Source organism: Herpetosiphonaceae bacterium (assembly GCA_036374795.1).
Lineage (GTDB): Bacteria > Chloroflexota > Chloroflexia > Chloroflexales > Kallotenuaceae > LB3-1.
Genome location: DASUTC010000347.1, coordinates 67,788 through 84,189, shown reverse-complemented (window position 1 = coordinate 84,189; position 16,402 = coordinate 67,788). Strand labels below are relative to the sequence as shown.

Here is a 16,402-nt window from a genome sequence, read left to right as displayed (position 1 = left end):
TAAGACTAGCAAGCTTTAGTGCTTATCATACTCCTATAAAGCTTGCTAGCAAACGTGTCACTATGCTTGCATTCATTCAGACTTGCATATAGACTAGCTGGTATGCCTATCATCGCATTCGCTAATCAAAAAGGCGGCGTTGGCAAAACCACGTCCGTCTTGAACGCTGGCTGGTCGCTGGCGCAACAGCACCGCCGGGTGCTGCTCGTCGATCTCGATCCCCAAGCGAGTCTCACGTCCATGCTGGGCCTCGATGCGTTCGAGGCGAACCTGGCGCATGTCCTCGGAATTACCGAGCGGGGGACGACAGAGATTGCCGCCATCATTCGCCCCATCGGGCAGCGTCTCGATCTGGTGCCGGGCGACATCCTGTTAAGCCGGACGGAGTTGGGTCTGGTCGTCCGCGCATCGCGTGAACACCAGCTCGCCCGTGTGCTGGCACCCCTTCGGGATCGGTATGACCTCATCCTGATTGATGCCCCGCCGTCGCTGGGCATGCTGACGATCAATGCGCTGGTGGCTGCGCAGTGGGTGCTTGTTCCAACGCTGCTCGATGCGCTGGCTCTGCGTGGGCTTGGGTTGTTTGTCGAGACCTTGGCGGAGGTGCAAGCGGAGTACACGCAGGCGGCCCAGATGTTAGGGGTCCTGCCGACACTCGCCGACCTTCGGACCGTCCATGCTCGCGATGTTCTCACGGCGCTCCGCAATCGCCCGGATCTCCGCTTGTTTGACACAATCATTCCCCGCTCCATCCGGTTTTCCGAGGCGGCACTTGCTCAGCAGCCCATTGCGCAATACGATCCGACGAATACCGGCGCAGCGGCCTACGCTGCCTTGGCAGAGGAGATCCTTGCTCGTGCGTAAACGTCCTAGTATGTCAGATGTCGCGAATGTGGTCGGTCAAATTGGTCGATCAACCAATGAGGCTCGCTCAACATCTGCACCAGTCCCTCCCGAAGCAACGGAGGAAGGTGCAGTGACTGCGGAACGTGCGGTACTGGAGCAGGGGCCCTATTGGAAGAAGGCAACCGCGACCTATCGAAGTACCCAACTTGACCAGCTCGACACCATGCTCGCTCGCTGGAACGCGGAGAAGCGAGTCAAGATGAGCGCGGCAGAAGTGCTACGTCTGGCCCTCGATACCATGCTCACACGGATGGAGGAAGATCCAGATCAGGTGATCCTCAATCTCTACGAGCAGGAGCAACGCGAGTTAGAACAAGCGGAGACGCGTAAGTTTGGTCGTAGTCAGGGCGCGCAGGCGTACCTTAAGCGTAAAGGTTTGCTATAATGCTTGCAAGCAAGCAGTATGGTATGCTGTAATGCTTGCAAGCAAGCAGTATGGTATGCTGTAATGCTTGCTCCCTTGCTTGCTGTACCGCTCATCGTGGGTTGCGTGAGGGTCTGGGGCAGTTGGAGACGACGCACCTCCTCTGGAAGATTCAGGTTGTCGCGGGGACGGCGGGTGATCGGCAGCCTGTGCTGGTCGAGTAAGTGATCGGGTGCGTGTGAAGATATGCCGTCCTCAGCATGGCTGCTCCGTGGACGCGGGTGGTAGACAGGCTGGAAGAACGGCGTTCGCGACCCTAGCAGCCGTCGGGTTAGCGTCCTGGTGGGGCGCGCAGCAACGCCTCGATCTGCTGCTCGACCCACGCCTGCGCTGCGGTTAGCGTCGGATAGTCAACCACCGACTGATACACCTGATTCGGCGCTTCGACCCGCGCCGTCCACGCCTGGTCGTCGTCGGTTCGTTCGACCACGCCGCGATACGCACCGAGGTTGTAGCTCACGCGGCTCCCCGTCGTCCGTTCCCACGGCATCAGCCTCTCCTCTCGTTTGTTTGCGCGTGCCGCACGCTGCGAAGCAACCACATCGGGGAGTCGGGACTCCCCCTGGGGTGATCCAGGAGATTCAGGTTCACTGTCGGCTCCGCCGTCGCTACAGACCGCCGATCTCAATCTGCACCTGCACCGGGTACCCCCTGACGGTCGCAAGCGCCTGCGCAATCGGCTCCTGATAGCAGCGCGTCAGCTGCTCCCGCGCAAAGATATTCGGCACGCCCACGATCGCCTGCGCGCCGTCCAGGGCCAGCAGTGTTGCATCCGTGAACCAGGTGGCGATCTCACTCGCAGGAAGGTCCTGCCGTAAGCGTCCGAGGACCTGCCGCCAGGTGTGCTGCACGTCCGGATTCGATGCCTCGGCCTGCGGGACTTCGCTTGATTCAGGTGCGGTGGCATCCACCATGAATGGGCGCTGGCCACCCATGATCAGGGGTGCAAGGGCGCCGGAAATATACGTCAGCGGATCACGTGCGCCCGTTCCCGTGGGTGCTGGTCGTCGTTTCCGATCTGATCCTTGGGGCCGTCGCTCGTTCTGGCCTGCGAGCAGCATCGCCCCGAAGCCGCGCACCGCGAGCGCCGCAAACAGTCGTGCCCGGTCGCGGACGTTGGGCTGGTGATCCAGGTAGCGACTGACCGCGCGCAGCTCCTCGGCGGGTGTCTGGTGGAGCTGTGGGGCCAGGTAGAAGGTGGTCACGCCTTCCCGCTCCAGCAGCAGGCGGATCTCCGGCGTACCCCGACCCTGATTCTGCGGAGATCCCCGACCACCACCAGGGTTTAAGTGTGAACGCTTAATGGGATCACGGGGCAGATCTGCGCCGAACGTGGGGGCAGATCTGCGCCAAAGAGAAACGGCCGCGGGGGCCGTGCCCTGATCCGACTGGCTGTCAATTGGTGCGGCCTCAGCGACCTGGGTGGCGCGGATCGCGTCCTGGGTCTCCCGCAGCTCGATCACGGCGGTGGTGGGCGCGGACGCGGCAGGGTCGGCGTCGATCACCACACTGCTGCGGTCGTAGGCGGTGATATACGTCCGTGAACTGGTGGCGAACTGGCGCTGCCGCCGGATCAGGTTCGCCCGGACCAGCTTGGCGATCCAGCGTTTGATCGTCGAGGCATCCACGCGGAAGGTCTCGGCCAGGGTGTCCTCGCCGATCCAGGTGTACTGGTTGGCACCAACACGCTCCACGAGATGCTCATAGAACAGGTAGAGATCGCCGGAGATGCGGCGCTCGCGCACGGCCAGGCGACCCTCGGACAAGGCGTGCTGCCGGCGTGCACAAAACGCCTCAAAGGTTTCGTGGGGATCGTAGCGGATGTCCGGCAAGAAGATTCTAGCGGTCGACATGGTTCCCTCCCCACACGGTGATGGGCGATCGAAGGGGGTGGGCCGGGATGAATTGAAGAGCAAGCGTGCCGCTCCAGAAGCAGGCTCGCCGCCTAGCGCCTGGCGCTGGAGACGGGTGGACCCCCGGGTGCTTGTCGTCCTGTCGGATGGGGTGAGCGAACATCAGGGTGCGCGGATGCAGATTCCGGACTGTTTTCCAGGTACAACCCAACGGCCGCTGCATCTGCCAGGATGCACGGTGCTTTTTGCGCACAACAACCTCCTACCCCGTTGCCTGGGCTGCGAACGTATTGACATGCCATCCGCACACTTGCTATACTGAGGGTGAGCGTACCCGTACACACGTGTGTCGGATGTCGTCAGCCTCGATCCAGGCTGGCGGCATTTCGTTTAATCTCTATTCAGATGGGATCAATCTCACGTATTAGGTCATCAGCTTCATCCTGCGTTCCCGTGGCGTAGAAGCTCAACTTAATGCGTCAGTGCATCAGAGAGCATCTAGGATGACGACCTTAAGCTTCTGCCCGTATCTCCCTTTCAGCATAAATAATTTACGAAGGTCGATCAATAGGGTATTACGCGAGAATCATGCGAGATTCTGCGTATTGCGCAGCGAAACGGCGAATCTCGCAGGAAATTTCTGAATCACGCACCGAAATTCGAGAATCGCGCGAAAAACCGCCAATTTCGTCGCTCGATTCTGGTGTATCGAGTCCTCAGGGCCAACCACCTCCCTAGCCGCTCAAGGAAGTCACGCAAAACGACAGAATCGCGCTGCGCGATTGTGCTATGGCGTTGCGTAATACCAAAATTCGGCCCCCAAACAGAGAATCGCGCAATGATTTCCAATACGTGAGACCCTCAAGCGCGCCATGCGCTTGAGGGTCTGATCGTGAGAGCACTCATGAGACCGATGCGTGATCTACGACGCACTGTGCCGAAACTCAGGTTGCAGCGTATAGGTGGTTGCGCGCGCCCGCCCCTGCTGAACGACGACCCCCTCCTCGACGAGGAGTTGCAGATCGCTCTGGACGGTGCGCATGCTCTTTGCGTTCGCTGCATCAAGCCTCGCCAGTTCCTCGGTGATTTGGGCCGCTTTCAGCGGCTCCCGTTCCCGTAAGAGGGATACGATTTGTTGCTGGGTCGCTGTGAGCGTAGGCGTAAAATCGTGCCCCTCAAGCGAGATGATAAAGCTATTCGTCGTTTCGCGCATGGCTGGCGCCGGCAGCCCTTGCTCGGAGCATTCCTCGAAGACCGTATTGAGTCCTTGGCCCATTTTCTCAACGTAGTTCCGCTGAAACAGCAACCGCAACAAGCTGCTATTCCGGGCGAACTGGTGGTCGAGGATCGTCTCGATCGTCACGGTGGGGGGCAACAGACCGGGACTACTCCATTCAATGCTGTTGCGCAGCATCGTGACGCGAATCGAGGACTCGGAAATACTGTAGTCACGGTGCGCAATGGCATTCACCGTCAGCTCGCGCAGCGCCAACACCGGATACTGCGTCTTTTCGATCTGTTGGGCGCTTGTTTCTGCGCGCATAATCCGATGGCGCATATGGTCGATCATGTACTCGACGACGTTATCGATCTGCTTGGGGAGGTTCCCGCTATACTCGCGGAGATGTTGGACATCTCCTGAATTGATGCGGTTCCCCCGGTAATGGGCGAGTGAAATCGTCGCGTGCGGCAGAAAGCGTTGCGCGCGCCGCCCAAACATCAGGAGCCCCGCCACGGTTGGGATGGGGCGGGTATCCACCAGCACGACCGAACGGTGTTCCAGCAGAAACTCAATGGGATCATGCGCATCCCCAGTGTATCGCGTGACACGAACCGCATGATCAATATGACTCTCGACCTCATCAAGATCGAGATCATCCAGCGATGCGCCGATCACGGGTGTTTCTTCAAAGCGTAAAGCGCGGAAATCGTGCATACGAGACGGGCACATGCCATCCGGTTAGGAAGACGCCCGGTTCTCCTTTCGTAGCTCGCAGGTGCGTTGTTCCTTGTGCATTGCCAACCCAAGCTGAAGTGCAAGTTTACCAAATTTCTTCCAGGTGACTGGAAGAACGTCCACCGTTAGCATTATACAGCCTAGTTACAATTGCTTGCAAATTGCTTCTCTTTGTAATCATTCTCAGTGATTTTGGTGTGTTTTTCTGCTTGTCAGAAAACAGTTCATCGAATATACTTACAAATCGTATCACTTTGCAAGTATCTGTAAGCAATGGGGGCTTCGGTGGAGACTATCCTACAGCACCTACTCACAGACCAACCGTTTAGGACGGATCGCGGCGTGTTGACAAGTACGATCCATATTGACACGGAGCCAGTTGTCTGTATTGCCGCCGACAACGGCAATACGTTTTTCAAAGGTGCTATCCTCGACTCGCGTGGGCAGCTCAAAACGGTGATCATCCCTACAGCCTACTGTCCGCACATCGACGACAAAGCTGGAACGACCATTGTGCGCTATCGTGTTAAGAGTGGCGATACTGCTGGCGATACGTTTGCGATTGGTCATCCGGCCATTGCTCGTGGCGGTGCGGCACTGATGGTCGGATCAACGGCTGAACGCCTGCCCGATCTACGACAGCGCGAATTTTTGCTCGCGTCGATCATCGAACTGCTGCTGGCCGGTGGTTATACGGCTGGAGCGCATACCCTCCTCTTAGGGTTTGCCATTCCCAACATTGAGGTCGAGCGTGTGTCAGGGCGTGGGATGGGCGCGCGTGAAGACACGCGGACTGCCTTGAAGCACTACCTCAACAAGGCAACGTTTGAGGTAGAACGGATCGATGCCCGTGATGCTCGGTCCACGTGGACCCTTACCATCCAGAGTATTTTGCCACAGGCACAGACACTCGGAACATTTATTGCCTGGAGCCACACGCCGACGGGGAGGCTGGTCACTGATGTCGAGGCCGTGGATGTGCTGGATGGTGGTGGAGGGGATCTGCAACGAGCGCAGATCTTCGTCGATCGTACCGGGCGCACGCCGAGTTTTGCGATGTCGAGTGAGCGACTTGGTGATGGCTCGGTCGTCCTGGCCCAGGCGCTGCGCCGGAAACTCCACGAGCGACATCGCGATATGACGGACATTGCCGCTCATATTGGACTGATGACGGGCAAGGCGACGATCCATGGGAAACCGACGGATATTCGTGCGGAGGTCGCCGATGTCCAGGCGATTCAAGGGCGGGAGCTGCAGGCGAAAATGCTGCCAGTCCTGCGCCAAACCGGGCGGTATGTCGTCGTGAGCGGTGGCCTGGCCGTCCTGCTCCGCGGACCAATCCTCGCAGCTCTGGATGCCTTATCAAAGCGTGAGCCGGACGATGCGTTGGTGATTAACCACGGCCTGGCTCCGATAACCAATGTCGTCGGAACGTTATTTGCGGTGCTCTTTGCCGCTGCGGCACGTCGGCGGTAGGAGGCGACATGCCAGAATCAACGGCGAAGACGGCGGCAAAGACGATCCGGCTGGGCGATGATCTCTTGGAACATATCCAGGCACTGATCGGGCTGTCGCCAGATTTGACCAAAGAAACGGATGTCCTCGTGCGGAGTGTGGAGATCGGACATCTCATTCTGGCAGCCCAGGCTGCCCGACCCTCCATGACACCATATGGCGGGTACGATCCCAAGGATCTCGCGGTATTATTGCGGAACTATCTCCTCCCTGCGTTTGAGTTTCTCGCCCAGCAACAGGCGCTACCGACACTTCTTGTGGGGCATGCTGGGAGCGCGCCGCCCGGACCTTTCCTAGCGAACGATCCGCATCCTTCTCCTACTCCAGCAGACACGAGTGCTGTGCGTGAGTTGAGCAATGTTATCGAACCAGGTGCTGCGACATCCATTGAGGAGAGTACCGGAGGATTTTTAGACTAGGGTTCTGGATTCGGACCTCCCCGGAGAATAAAGGAGATGGCTGAATGCTCTGGGGTCGTCGCTGGAACAAGCGTTATATACGCAGCGAAACCAACAGGGAGGTGCGTTTTCTTTCCTGTTTTGAGGCGTTTTCTCTCCCCAATGAAAACATGCAAAGAAAAAGGGCTAACACACCGTGTTAGCCCTTTCTGATGCCTTAGAAACGATCGAAGGTGTGTTGAAAACACGCCTCGCTTAGGCAGCCAGTTGCACGGAAGTAGTCCCTTCCCCTGGGCCTGTTTCTGTTTCGGAAACACCGTCTCGGGTTGGCAACGGAAGGTCATATGTCGCAAGGATCGGCTTAACAACCTGGGTCCATCGGGTGCTTGTCCACCCGTCATTGCTCCCAGCAACACGCTCGAATACCGCATCCGTGATTTTATGACCGCTTAACTCTTGGAAGCCCAGCCTGGTCTTCAGGTCGTTATAGACCCTGAGAACGGTCTTCACGACGATGGGATGGCTGACGCATTGCTTCAGTGATATTTTATGCGGGCTATCGTCGGCGATTAGATCATAGGGTCGGAGCTGTGGCACCGGCTCTGTGGTATCCTCTGGCCTCGACGTTCCCGCTGGGAGTGCCTGAATGCTCAACAGCCATTGCTGGACTGCTGCGCCGGCGGGCGAGGTCGGATCATTGAGTGCTTGCACGAAATCAGCAGCGGTCATCTTGGTCAGATCAATGGGCGCGGCGCCTTCGACCACCTGTGACGAAGCAGCTAGGACTGGTGCTGGTTGTTCAGTATGCAGCCCAACCTCTGGCGTGGGTCGAGGAAACCGCTCTATTAGGCGCTGGGTCAAGGTGTGTTGGAGATCGTCCGTTATCTCTGGGACGCGACCGAAATGCTCCTGACCATCGAACCGAAGGACGGCGGTTCCTGGCAGGGTATCTGGAATGGCAGATGGATCGTAGAGGCTGTCGCCACCTTGCGCCAGCCCCAGGGCGGCTTCTACGAAATGTCGCCCGCCCTCCACCTTAAAGGCGAGATACGTTGAGTAATTCCCCCTGATGTTGGTGGGGATCACGTTGGCTGGGTGCTGGGTCGTGACGAACACAACTATGCCTGCCGAGAGAGACCGCGACACCAGCGCATGGAGTCGCTCCATCAGGTCTCGCGGCAGATCATGGGCCTCGTCCACCACCACAACCATCGACGGGAGCCGTTGGTCTGGGAACTTCTCATTATATTGCCAGATATTCCGCACGCCTGTCTCGATGAACAGCCGGTTTCGCCGAGCCATCTCTTTGAGTGCAGTGGACAGTCCGTCGGCGAGGTCGCCATCCCCAATGCACGCACCGTCGGTATCTCGTGGCGTGTATAACCTGGCATGGGCCAGCTTCAAAGCAAATCCGAAATCCGCACCCCCTTTGAGGTCGATAATGATGGCTTGAACCTGCTCAGGCGGCAGCATCAGCACGCTTAAGAGTGCGTAGCGGATGAAGTTGCCCTTGCCACGCTGGGACTTGCCCGCGATACTCCAGTGACCGCTGTGAAGGAGGGAGCGGCTGATCCAGGTGAGCTGTGATTCCTGAATTGCCAGGAGGATTGGGAGTGTTCCCTGCGGAAGCATCGCCGTTTGTTGGACTCCAGGAAACGGTACCTGACGCGGGATCGCGGGAATGAGTTGGGTTGTTCGCTCAACGCGCGTGATGTTGGCAGGCGGGCTGGCCGCCCGCTCAGGCTCGCCGATACGTGTTTGAGTTGACGTAATCTCTATCACTCCTGGGTGCCACAGGCCAACAATGCAGAGCGGCTGCGTTCCATCGCCAGACAACACCGCCGGTTGCGGTGAGGCAATCTGCCTGATCCGCTCAAGTGGGAGCGCTACGTTGGGGAACACAACGACCGAGCGGTCAGGAGCGATAATGGCTTCCGTTGCCCGAAACCGCGCCTGGAGTTCCAGAATCCGCCGATCGGGGTCTGGGAGACGCTGGTCGGGTGTTGGTGTCTGGCCGAGCGCCCGCAGCGCCGCTAATGTTTCAGGAGCGGCAAGGAACCGCCAGGGTTGGTGAACAACAGTGCTGGCTGACGGCAGTGCTGGAAGCGCCGGACGAGTTACTTGCGGTGCTGCGGCAGGAGCCTGGTACGGTCGTGGTGTTGGAGCAGGGGATCGGCGATCCTCGACCTCGATCTCAATACCCTCCGGGGTGACGAGCCGTGGGCGACGATGCCGCCATAGGAATATGGCGATGACGCCGACCCCGATACAGAACACGGTGACAGCCAGGAGGATGATCAAGAGCACGATGATTGGGATGCTCGCCCAGGGCGATGGCGGCGCGACCGCCGGCTGTGCAGCCGACAAACTGTCTCCTCCATCCCCGGTACGAGCGATCTGCGATGTTACGCCGACGGCAGGCTCCGCGACCGCGGCAGCATGGCTGGCAGCCGGTTCAATAACCGCGGCTGCCGTGCTGGCGGTCGGCTCGGCGATCGCGACGCTGGTTGGTCCAGGCGCTGGGACAGGATCAGACCTGTTCCAGCCGGGTATCGGGCCGCCGATAAAGACCCAGACACAACCCAGGAAGATGAACCAGCCGATAATTTCTGTTACAACAGGTCGACGCATGGCACTCTGCCTATTGCTCGTTGACGAGTTGGGCTAATAACTCGTCGGTTGATTGCCCTGGTGCAGGATGATCAGCGGTATCCGGTCCTGCCGCCAAGATGTGCTGCTGATAGTTCTGCAACTCCCGTCGCTGGTGCTGGCGCGCGATGCTATTTTCAAGCGCTACATGTTGTTCCTCGTCGCGCCATGCCTCCAAGCGGAGTTTGTTCATCTGCTGCTCATGTGCCACCTGGTGTTGCCAGGCTTCTTCCTGGAGCCTGCGCTGTACGTTGAGTCGCCGCTGGGCAGCACGCGCGTCCACATAGGTATTGCCGATCGTGATCACGGCAACAATGCTCGGCCAAAGGAAACTCAGTGACAGAACTCCAAAGAGCCAAACTGCCATAACGGGAGCGATGGCGGTTACGATCCCCAGAACGACGATTTCTGGCTGTTTCACGATCAGTGGCCCGAGCTGCCGAATGTGGAGTGTTGTCGGTACGAGAGCTGCCGGTGTGTCGTGTGGCGCGGCGGCGGCCTGCGCGGTAGCTCTGTGCGTTGCTGGCTCGGTGGCAGGAGTCGGAACGTATAAATTGGCGTGCAGCACCACATAGGTGGTTAAGATTACTCCAGCCCAGATCCGTCCGTGCCACACGCGATTGAGGAGTGACCCCAGGAGCAAGGCCAGGAGCGGCAGCGCGATGACGGATTCTGGGAGGTCGGAGGGCCAGATCGTCAGCCAGCTCCGACGCCATAACGGCCAGATATAGCTCCTGAATAAGACGAATGAGAGGACCAGGCCGATCGTACTGGTTGCCCAAATGGTCAGCGTCATGCCGACATGACCGTCGACATACTTGTAAATGTCACGAGCGATGCGGATCGGCCAGAGTGGCGGATGGGATGTCGCGCCTGTAGCGGCATCGCCGGTGGGGGGTGCTGGATGGTTGGATGAGCGAGTACCCGCTTGGGTCATACAGCCTCCTGATGTGAGGAGGCGAGAACGGTGCAGTGCGCGGCGGTGTATGTTACAATCGCGATGCACTGGCGCTTGCTCGCCTGTGCCGCCCCCACCTGTGTTTGGTTCCCAAGCCGAACAGGTGGGTTCAGCGTTAATGGTCGTGCGATGTGACCGTTTCACATGTCGGGTTGATGCACGCACGATGACACATACTCCGGCTCGTGCAATGACTCGCGTGCGGTTGTCCTTCCCCTAGCGCTGTTTTATGATCCATTTAAGGACAGTATAGCCTGTGCTGTCAAGATTGCAAGTTGATCAACGTATACGACCGCGCTGGGTGCGGCTGCACCTAAAATCTGTGTCGATAATCTCCAGCTTATTCCCGATCCCAGCGCGTATCTCTTTCTCTGAATTTTGACCGACCTTCTGCTTCGTCTCTCGAATTTAAGATTCGTGCCTCGTTCATCGTTGTTAAGTCCTCGGCGAGCTGTTCGCGTTCAACGACGGCGAGTAGCATAACCCGGCCTCGATGTCTGGATCGGAGCGGCGGGATGTGCTCAGTGCAGCGGCACACGCCGTCACAAATTGACGGCTGGCGGGTGATTGGACGGCCCTGCGTTGCCGTGTGTAGGCCGTGTCATGCACGGCATGGCACGGCCGTGCGGGGAAGGGAGGAAACGCGAGGTCTGATCCTGAGGGGTGGTCGCTCAGGCTGGCTCCCTGGTCCTGGATTGAGGTGACCTACCCTTTGGATCGGCAGGTTGCTAGCGGCCAACGCTGCCAAGCGGCTGCGTTCCATTGCCGGACAAGACCGCCGGTGCCCCTTCGTCACCTGCGGGAGGGGTACGCCACGATCGCGCAGCGCTATACCCACATCCTCTGGGCAAACGCTTGATCGGGACGCATTGATGGCAGCGGTGATGGCATCCTTGCGCAGTGCCGGGAGCGCCGCACGGGGCGGGTAGACCCCACCGGACGCCAGGCACCACGCACGTGCCGGACGGCGCTCCCGGTGGTGGTGCGCTCAGCGATTGCCCACGATCCCCGTCGCCAGCCGCACGCGCCGGTTGCGGCCAGCGCGGCCAGGCCGGTGGACCTCCCCATGCTGCTGACGCTCGTCGATCGCTCCTGCCCGCCGCACCGATCACCGGCAATAGCTCGCTACCAACGTCAGGAGTTCGGGCAAGACAATCGGCTTGGCGAGGGAGCACCCGATCTGCAGGGTGGCGGTCGCTTCGGGCGCGAGACTCCGGGCGGTCAGGACGACGACCGGAATCTGCGCCAAGCGCGGCTCTTGCTGCTGGGCAGTCCGAAAGGCATAGCCGTTCATCACGGGCATCAACAGATCCAGCAGGATCAGGCAGGGGTGGACGGGCGCGGCGTGGAGATAGGCGAGCGCCTCCTGCCCGTGGGCCGTCGCCGCGACCCGATAGCCTTCATCTTCCAGGATCTCGCACAGCACCTGGCGAATCGCAGCATCATCTTCCACAATCAAGATCTCCGCGGTCATCGCGCTCCTCCTGCTCTCGATGGGGCGGTTGGACGCTCCGGCGGTTGGCAGTGATCCGGGGGTCCCAGGTGGCGCATGCCCCCACCGGTTGGCTCCCCACGGCTCCCGGCCAGCGCAGTGGTCCTCGGACCGGGCGGTTCCTGATGGCGCCGTCGGGTCGTCATCGGCCAGACCACGCCCTGGGTGCGCCTGATGGACCATGCGTGCAGGAGCGCCCACGCTGGCCTCCATGCCGCGCCTGGTCCAGACATCCCCGTCTGATGCGGCGCGACCGGCAGCGCATCCCGGCTGGGACTGTCCGCGCAGCCACGCAGGCCAGGTCAGGGTGCTGGTCGAATAAGCTCCGCATTAAAGAATCCTGCCAGAAGGTCGTCTTCCGCGGGATCAGGGCAGATGGTGCGCAATCGTCGTGAGGAGGCGATCCAGCGAAAACGGCTTCTGCAGAAAGGCGCTGTGGGGGACGTCGTGGACCAGCGTGGCCCGTCCGGCGCTCATCAGGATAATCGGGATCGTCCGATAGACCGGATGGGCGTGCATCGCCTGGCACAGCGCCCGTCCATCGAGCTTTGGCATCATGACATCGGACAGGACCAGATCCGGGGGCGAGCGTTCCAACACGGCCAGCGCGTCCAGCCCATTGGCGGCCAGCAGCACCTCGTAGCCCTCGTCCACACACACCTCGCGCACGAGTTCGGCGATCGGCACTTCATCTTCCACCACTAAAATCATTGGCATACCGCGATCCCACGTCTGGCGCATCCGTCCCGTCACTGCTTGTGGGGGAGCTATGCAGGGGGAGCAAGTTTGATGCCCTGCGCCGGGATGACGCAGGGGCGGACCGGTGCGTCCTCCGCGCGGCCCCGGACGGTGACTACCTCTCGCACCCTGCTGCCCGGGTCGGGATCGCCCGAAACCCTGGATCTAATGGGGGTACGAACGGCGCCGAGACGCGGTTCGATCGGATGCCGGTTCCGAGCCGCCTCAGGCACCTGGCGGCGAATCGCCGGACGGGGCCGTCAAGCCACTCGCGTCCGCTGCGTCCGCTAACACCCCGGTGGTTGACTGCGCGGGGGTGAGCACCCGCACGCCCTGGTCGTCAATCACCAGCTCTCGGAGCGTTGCATCGTAGCCACTGTAGCGCATTTTGAGGACCGCCAGCACCCGGCGCAGCACCCCGTCGGCCACCACCTGTTGCACCATCACAATATTGTCGGCCAGGATGGATAATGGCGTGTCCGCCACATCAAAGTCCAGCCCGGCAAACGCTTTGATTTCCACCAGCAGCAGCGTCGTCACCCCCGCCGCATACAGGTGGTTCCCGAGCGCCGTGAGGTAGTCGGCGGTGCGTCCACCGAGGACCTGCACCAGCACCCCGGCATTATCAATCACCACCCGCTGGGTTGTGGGCGTCAGCGCTGCCAGCAGGCGCTCGGCCACCGCGTCGGGATTGAGCAGGACCGGGTTGATCTGGAGAAAGGTGAACGTCTCCGCCGCCAGCGCGGCCGCCAGCGGCAGCCCCAGGAAGTCGGCCTTCACCTGGAGGTCCGGGAGCCGTTCCGCAAAGCTGAGCATGATGCTCGTGCCGGGCGGCTCCGCCGCCAGCGCCCAGGTCAGGCCCAGCGTGGTCTTGCCGACCCCCGGCGCGCCGACCACCAACGTCGTCGTCCCCGCCGTCAGCCCGCCCCCCAGCACGTGGTCCAACTCCGCCACCTGAAACGTCAGCCGACCCGTCGGGCGCGGCTGCATGTCCTGCGGTGCTCGAACCTCTAGTTGCGGGGTAATCGTGACCCCCGTATGCGTGATCGTGTAGGTGTGGGCGCCGGGGAGATGCGCCTGGCCCCGCTGCTTGACCACCTCGATCCGCCGCGTGTGCCGCACCCCGTCCAGGCCATAGTGCAAGCCGAGGACCACATCCGCTGAGGTCAGGCCCATGGTGATCGGTTCCTCCCGCGCCGTGCCGGTCAGGGTCAGCAGCAGCGTCACGTCGAGGTAGGACAGCTGGGTCACCAGTGCGGCCAGGAGCCGCCGCAGCGCCGTCACGTCGTGGAGCTGGTCGGCAATGCCCTGAAAGCCGTCAATCAGGACCATCTGCGCCCCAGATTCCCGAATCGTCTTCATGAGGGCCGCGGTCGCGGTGTCGATGGTCAGGCCGAGCAGGGATGGGAGGGACAGGAGCGTGAGGGTCTCGCCGACCGCTGGCTCGCGAAAGAACGCGAAGGGCCGCAGGTGGCCCAGCAAGCTGGTGTGGTCTTCGGCATACAGGGTTAAGAGCAGGCCGCGCCGATTCTGCTGGACGGCCTGAAACAGGATCTGGCTGGCCAGCACGGTTTTGCCCGCGCCGGGCGGGCCAACGATCACGACGAGGGCGTGGCGATGCAGGCCGCCCGCGAGCAGGAGATCCAGGCCCGTGACGCCGGTTGCCCACGGCTCTCTTGGTGTGGTCATCGATAGGTTCCTCCTTGATCGTGCCGGCGCGTGACGCGCAGCGGCGCGTGGTGGACCTCCGAACGCTGCCCGTCAGCCGACACCAGCGGGAGGGGACGGCGGCAGGCGCAGGGGGCGGTCCGCAGTGTCGGGCATCGCAGCCCAGCGTGCAAGGGACATGCCATGCGGTCCAGCGTATGGGATGGCGCCACGCCACGCCCGGATGAGGTGGACGCTGGCGGCGGAGCGCCAATCGCTCACCGGGCTTGTAGCCACGTCCCCGAATCTCGATTCCGGCGGCGATCGGAGCGACGCTTAACCGAAGCGGCCCGGTGATCTCCTGACCCAGCTGAAGCAACAGCGGATTCGCTTGATCCTCGCCATCGTCACAAACCAGGGTCAGTGTCGTCACGGGCGCGGCGCGGAGAACGAGGAATCGGCAGGCGGCTCGCCTCGCCTGGAGCGAGCGATCCCAGCGCCAGCCTGATCGTGCCCTACTGATCGTCGCGCGATCGCACCCAATCGCCGTCGCGCTGGTCGCGCTCCCACGCATCCAATTCCCGTCGTTTTCCCACGCTCTTCCTGGGTGGTCCGGCAGCCGCAGCGAGCGGAGTGGTTCGTGGACGAGCTGTTAAAGAGGAACCTCCCCGTACGGCGATCGGCACGCTGCTGCTCGATGGCGTGCCGTCGGTGGGTGCGGATCTGGTGCTGGACATGCTGCGGCTGGAACTGATCCTGCTAGAGACGAATGCCTCATCTGTCGGTCAGGACGCCACGTTGGGAGGACGGCTTTCCTCCGCTCCCGAAAGGAAGCGGTTTCCAGCCGTGTTTTCTATGAACAACAACGGACCTCATTCGCCGATGCCGCTCGCTGACGAACTGCCAAAACCGCGCTTGCGCGGGTGGTTCCACGCGCTGGCAGCGGTGGCCTCTGTCATCGCCGTGAGCCGCATGCTCATCCAGACCCGCGACGATCTGCCGCGCATGCTGTCCGTGCTGGTCTTTGGCGTCAGCATGCTGATGTTGTATGCTGGCAGTGCCGTGTATCATCTGGGGTCGTGGCGCGGGCGCACCCGCAGCGTGCTGCGGGCCATCGATCACGCCAATATCTTCGTGTTGATTGCCGGAACGTATACGCCGATCTACATGAACGTCCTGGCTGGTCGACTCCGCATTGTCCTCTTGAGCCTCATCTGGGTGCTGGCGATCGCCGGTGTCCTTGGCACCGTCCTCACATTCCGGTTGCCGCGCGGCATCGCGGTGTCCTTATACATCGGGATGGGCTGGCTCGCACTCATCAGTCTCCCGCAGTTGATGGAGCAGCTGCCCTGGCAAGCCATCGCGACGCTTGTCCTGGGCGGCGTGCTGTACTCGATTGGGGGACTGGTGTACGCACGGCGACGACCCAACCCGTTTCCCCGGATGTTCGGCTTTCATGAGGTGTTCCACCTGTTGACGGTTGCGGCGGGGGCGGCTTTTCTGGTGCTGATCTGGGTCTGGGTGCTGCCCTTTCCACGTGGTTCGTCGTGAGCGGTGGAACGCAGGGCAGCGCCGTGTCGAGCAGGGGAGATGCAGGTGGGGCGGGACGGGGCGTGCAACAGAGAGCGGCAAGATACCGATAATCTCAACCTTCTCCCATCCTGGGTGTATCTCTTCTCTGAATTTTTGACCGACCTGCTTCTTCGTCTCTCGATTTCAAGGTGATTGAACGTGTTTCATCGTTATGAACGACCTGATTCATCCCATCGGTTTCTAGACCTGCAGTGATCCTCCCTGTGTCCCCCCAGATCCTGGTTTACCCGGTTGCTTGAGCCTGCCCTGGGCAGAGGGACCAGCAGGCTCCA

At 61.0% G+C, this 16,402-nt stretch carries 13 protein-coding genes; 5 read left to right on the top strand and 8 right to left on the bottom strand.

The window, feature by feature from the left end; all coding sequences use genetic code 11:
- The first annotated feature begins 102 nt into the window (after positions 1-102).
- Both VFZ66_27685 and VFZ66_27680 read left to right on the top strand, forming a co-directional pair.
- A complete protein-coding gene (locus VFZ66_27685; protein ID HEX6292996.1) occupies positions 103-864 on the top strand; it encodes a ParA family protein in 762 nt (253 codons plus the stop codon).
- A 112-nt stretch (positions 865-976) separates the two neighbouring features.
- Positions 977-1,291 (top strand): hypothetical protein, encoded by a 315-nt coding sequence (locus VFZ66_27680; GenBank protein HEX6292995.1) that lies wholly within the window; start codon positions 977-979, stop codon positions 1,289-1,291.
- 310 nt (positions 1,292-1,601) lie between these two features.
- On the opposite strand, the gene VFZ66_27675 is transcribed toward VFZ66_27680, so the two are convergent.
- The 3 genes from VFZ66_27675 to VFZ66_27665 all read right to left on the bottom strand — a co-directional run bounded on the left by VFZ66_27675 (position 1,602) and on the right by VFZ66_27665 (position 5,119).
- Positions 1,602-1,820, bottom strand: a complete 219-nt coding sequence (locus tag VFZ66_27675; GenBank protein ID HEX6292994.1) for a hypothetical protein — start codon at positions 1,818-1,820, stop codon at positions 1,602-1,604.
- A 118-nt stretch (positions 1,821-1,938) separates the two neighbouring features.
- Positions 1,939-3,183: a DnaA N-terminal domain-containing protein gene (locus VFZ66_27670; protein HEX6292993.1), complete on the bottom strand. Its 1,245-nt coding sequence runs from the start codon at positions 3,181-3,183 to the stop codon at positions 1,939-1,941.
- Positions 3,184-4,105: 922 nt separating this feature from the next.
- Entirely contained in the window at positions 4,106-5,119 is a 1,014-nt protein-coding gene (locus tag VFZ66_27665) for an ATP-binding protein (protein ID HEX6292992.1), read from the bottom strand.
- 363 nt (positions 5,120-5,482) lie between these two features.
- Between VFZ66_27665 and VFZ66_27660 the strand changes: the two genes are divergently transcribed.
- Both VFZ66_27660 and VFZ66_27655 read left to right on the top strand, forming a co-directional pair.
- A complete protein-coding gene (locus VFZ66_27660; protein HEX6292991.1) occupies positions 5,483-6,616 on the top strand; it encodes a hypothetical protein in 1,134 nt (377 codons plus the stop codon).
- 8 nt (positions 6,617-6,624) lie between these two features.
- Complete coding sequence (locus VFZ66_27655; GenBank protein HEX6292990.1) at positions 6,625-7,074, top strand: hypothetical protein; 450 nt, start codon at positions 6,625-6,627, stop codon at positions 7,072-7,074.
- Between the two features lie 234 nt (positions 7,075-7,308).
- Here VFZ66_27655 and VFZ66_27650 read toward each other — a convergent pair whose 3' ends face one another.
- The 5 genes from VFZ66_27650 to VFZ66_27630 form a co-directional block, all read right to left on the bottom strand.
- Entirely contained in the window at positions 7,309-9,684 is a 2,376-nt protein-coding gene (locus VFZ66_27650; GenBank protein HEX6292989.1) for an FtsK/SpoIIIE domain-containing protein, read from the bottom strand.
- Positions 9,685-9,694: 10 nt separating this feature from the next.
- Positions 9,695-10,639, bottom strand: coding sequence for a hypothetical protein (locus VFZ66_27645; GenBank protein ID HEX6292988.1), 945 nt, complete (start codon positions 10,637-10,639; stop codon positions 9,695-9,697).
- Between the two features lie 1,129 nt (positions 10,640-11,768).
- Complete coding sequence (locus VFZ66_27640; GenBank protein HEX6292987.1) at positions 11,769-12,134, bottom strand: response regulator; 366 nt, start codon at positions 12,132-12,134, stop codon at positions 11,769-11,771.
- 384 nt (positions 12,135-12,518) lie between these two features.
- Positions 12,519-12,869, bottom strand: a complete 351-nt coding sequence (locus tag VFZ66_27635; GenBank protein HEX6292986.1) for a response regulator — start codon at positions 12,867-12,869, stop codon at positions 12,519-12,521.
- 246 nt (positions 12,870-13,115) lie between these two features.
- Positions 13,116-14,579 (bottom strand): ATPase domain-containing protein, encoded by a 1,464-nt coding sequence (locus VFZ66_27630; protein ID HEX6292985.1) that lies wholly within the window; start codon positions 14,577-14,579, stop codon positions 13,116-13,118.
- Positions 14,580-15,170: 591 nt separating this feature from the next.
- Between VFZ66_27630 and VFZ66_27625 the strand changes: the two genes are divergently transcribed.
- Positions 15,171-16,088, top strand: a complete 918-nt coding sequence (locus tag VFZ66_27625; GenBank protein ID HEX6292984.1) for a hemolysin III family protein — start codon at positions 15,171-15,173, stop codon at positions 16,086-16,088.
- Positions 16,089-16,402: the final 314 nt, after the last annotated feature.

Coding starts and splice junctions, on each gene's coding strand:
- VFZ66_27635 (HEX6292986.1), bottom strand. CDS start 12,869: ATGCCAATGATTTTAGTGGTGGAAGATGAAGTGCCGATCGCCGAACTC.
- VFZ66_27675 (HEX6292994.1), bottom strand. CDS start 1,820: ATGCCGTGGGAACGGACGACGGGGAGCCGCGTGAGCTACAACCTCGGT.
- VFZ66_27685 (HEX6292996.1), top strand. CDS start 103: ATGCCTATCATCGCATTCGCTAATCAAAAAGGCGGCGTTGGCAAAACC.
- VFZ66_27665 (HEX6292992.1), bottom strand. CDS start 5,119: ATGCACGATTTCCGCGCTTTACGCTTTGAAGAAACACCCGTGATCGGC.
- VFZ66_27670 (HEX6292993.1), bottom strand. CDS start 3,183: ATGTCGACCGCTAGAATCTTCTTGCCGGACATCCGCTACGATCCCCAC.
- VFZ66_27655 (HEX6292990.1), top strand. CDS start 6,625: ATGCCAGAATCAACGGCGAAGACGGCGGCAAAGACGATCCGGCTGGGC.
- VFZ66_27630 (HEX6292985.1), bottom strand. CDS start 14,579: ATGACCACACCAAGAGAGCCGTGGGCAACCGGCGTCACGGGCCTGGAT.
- VFZ66_27640 (HEX6292987.1), bottom strand. CDS start 12,134: ATGACCGCGGAGATCTTGATTGTGGAAGATGATGCTGCGATTCGCCAG.
- VFZ66_27645 (HEX6292988.1), bottom strand. CDS start 10,639: ATGACCCAAGCGGGTACTCGCTCATCCAACCATCCAGCACCCCCCACC.
- VFZ66_27650 (HEX6292989.1), bottom strand. CDS start 9,684: ATGCGTCGACCTGTTGTAACAGAAATTATCGGCTGGTTCATCTTCCTG.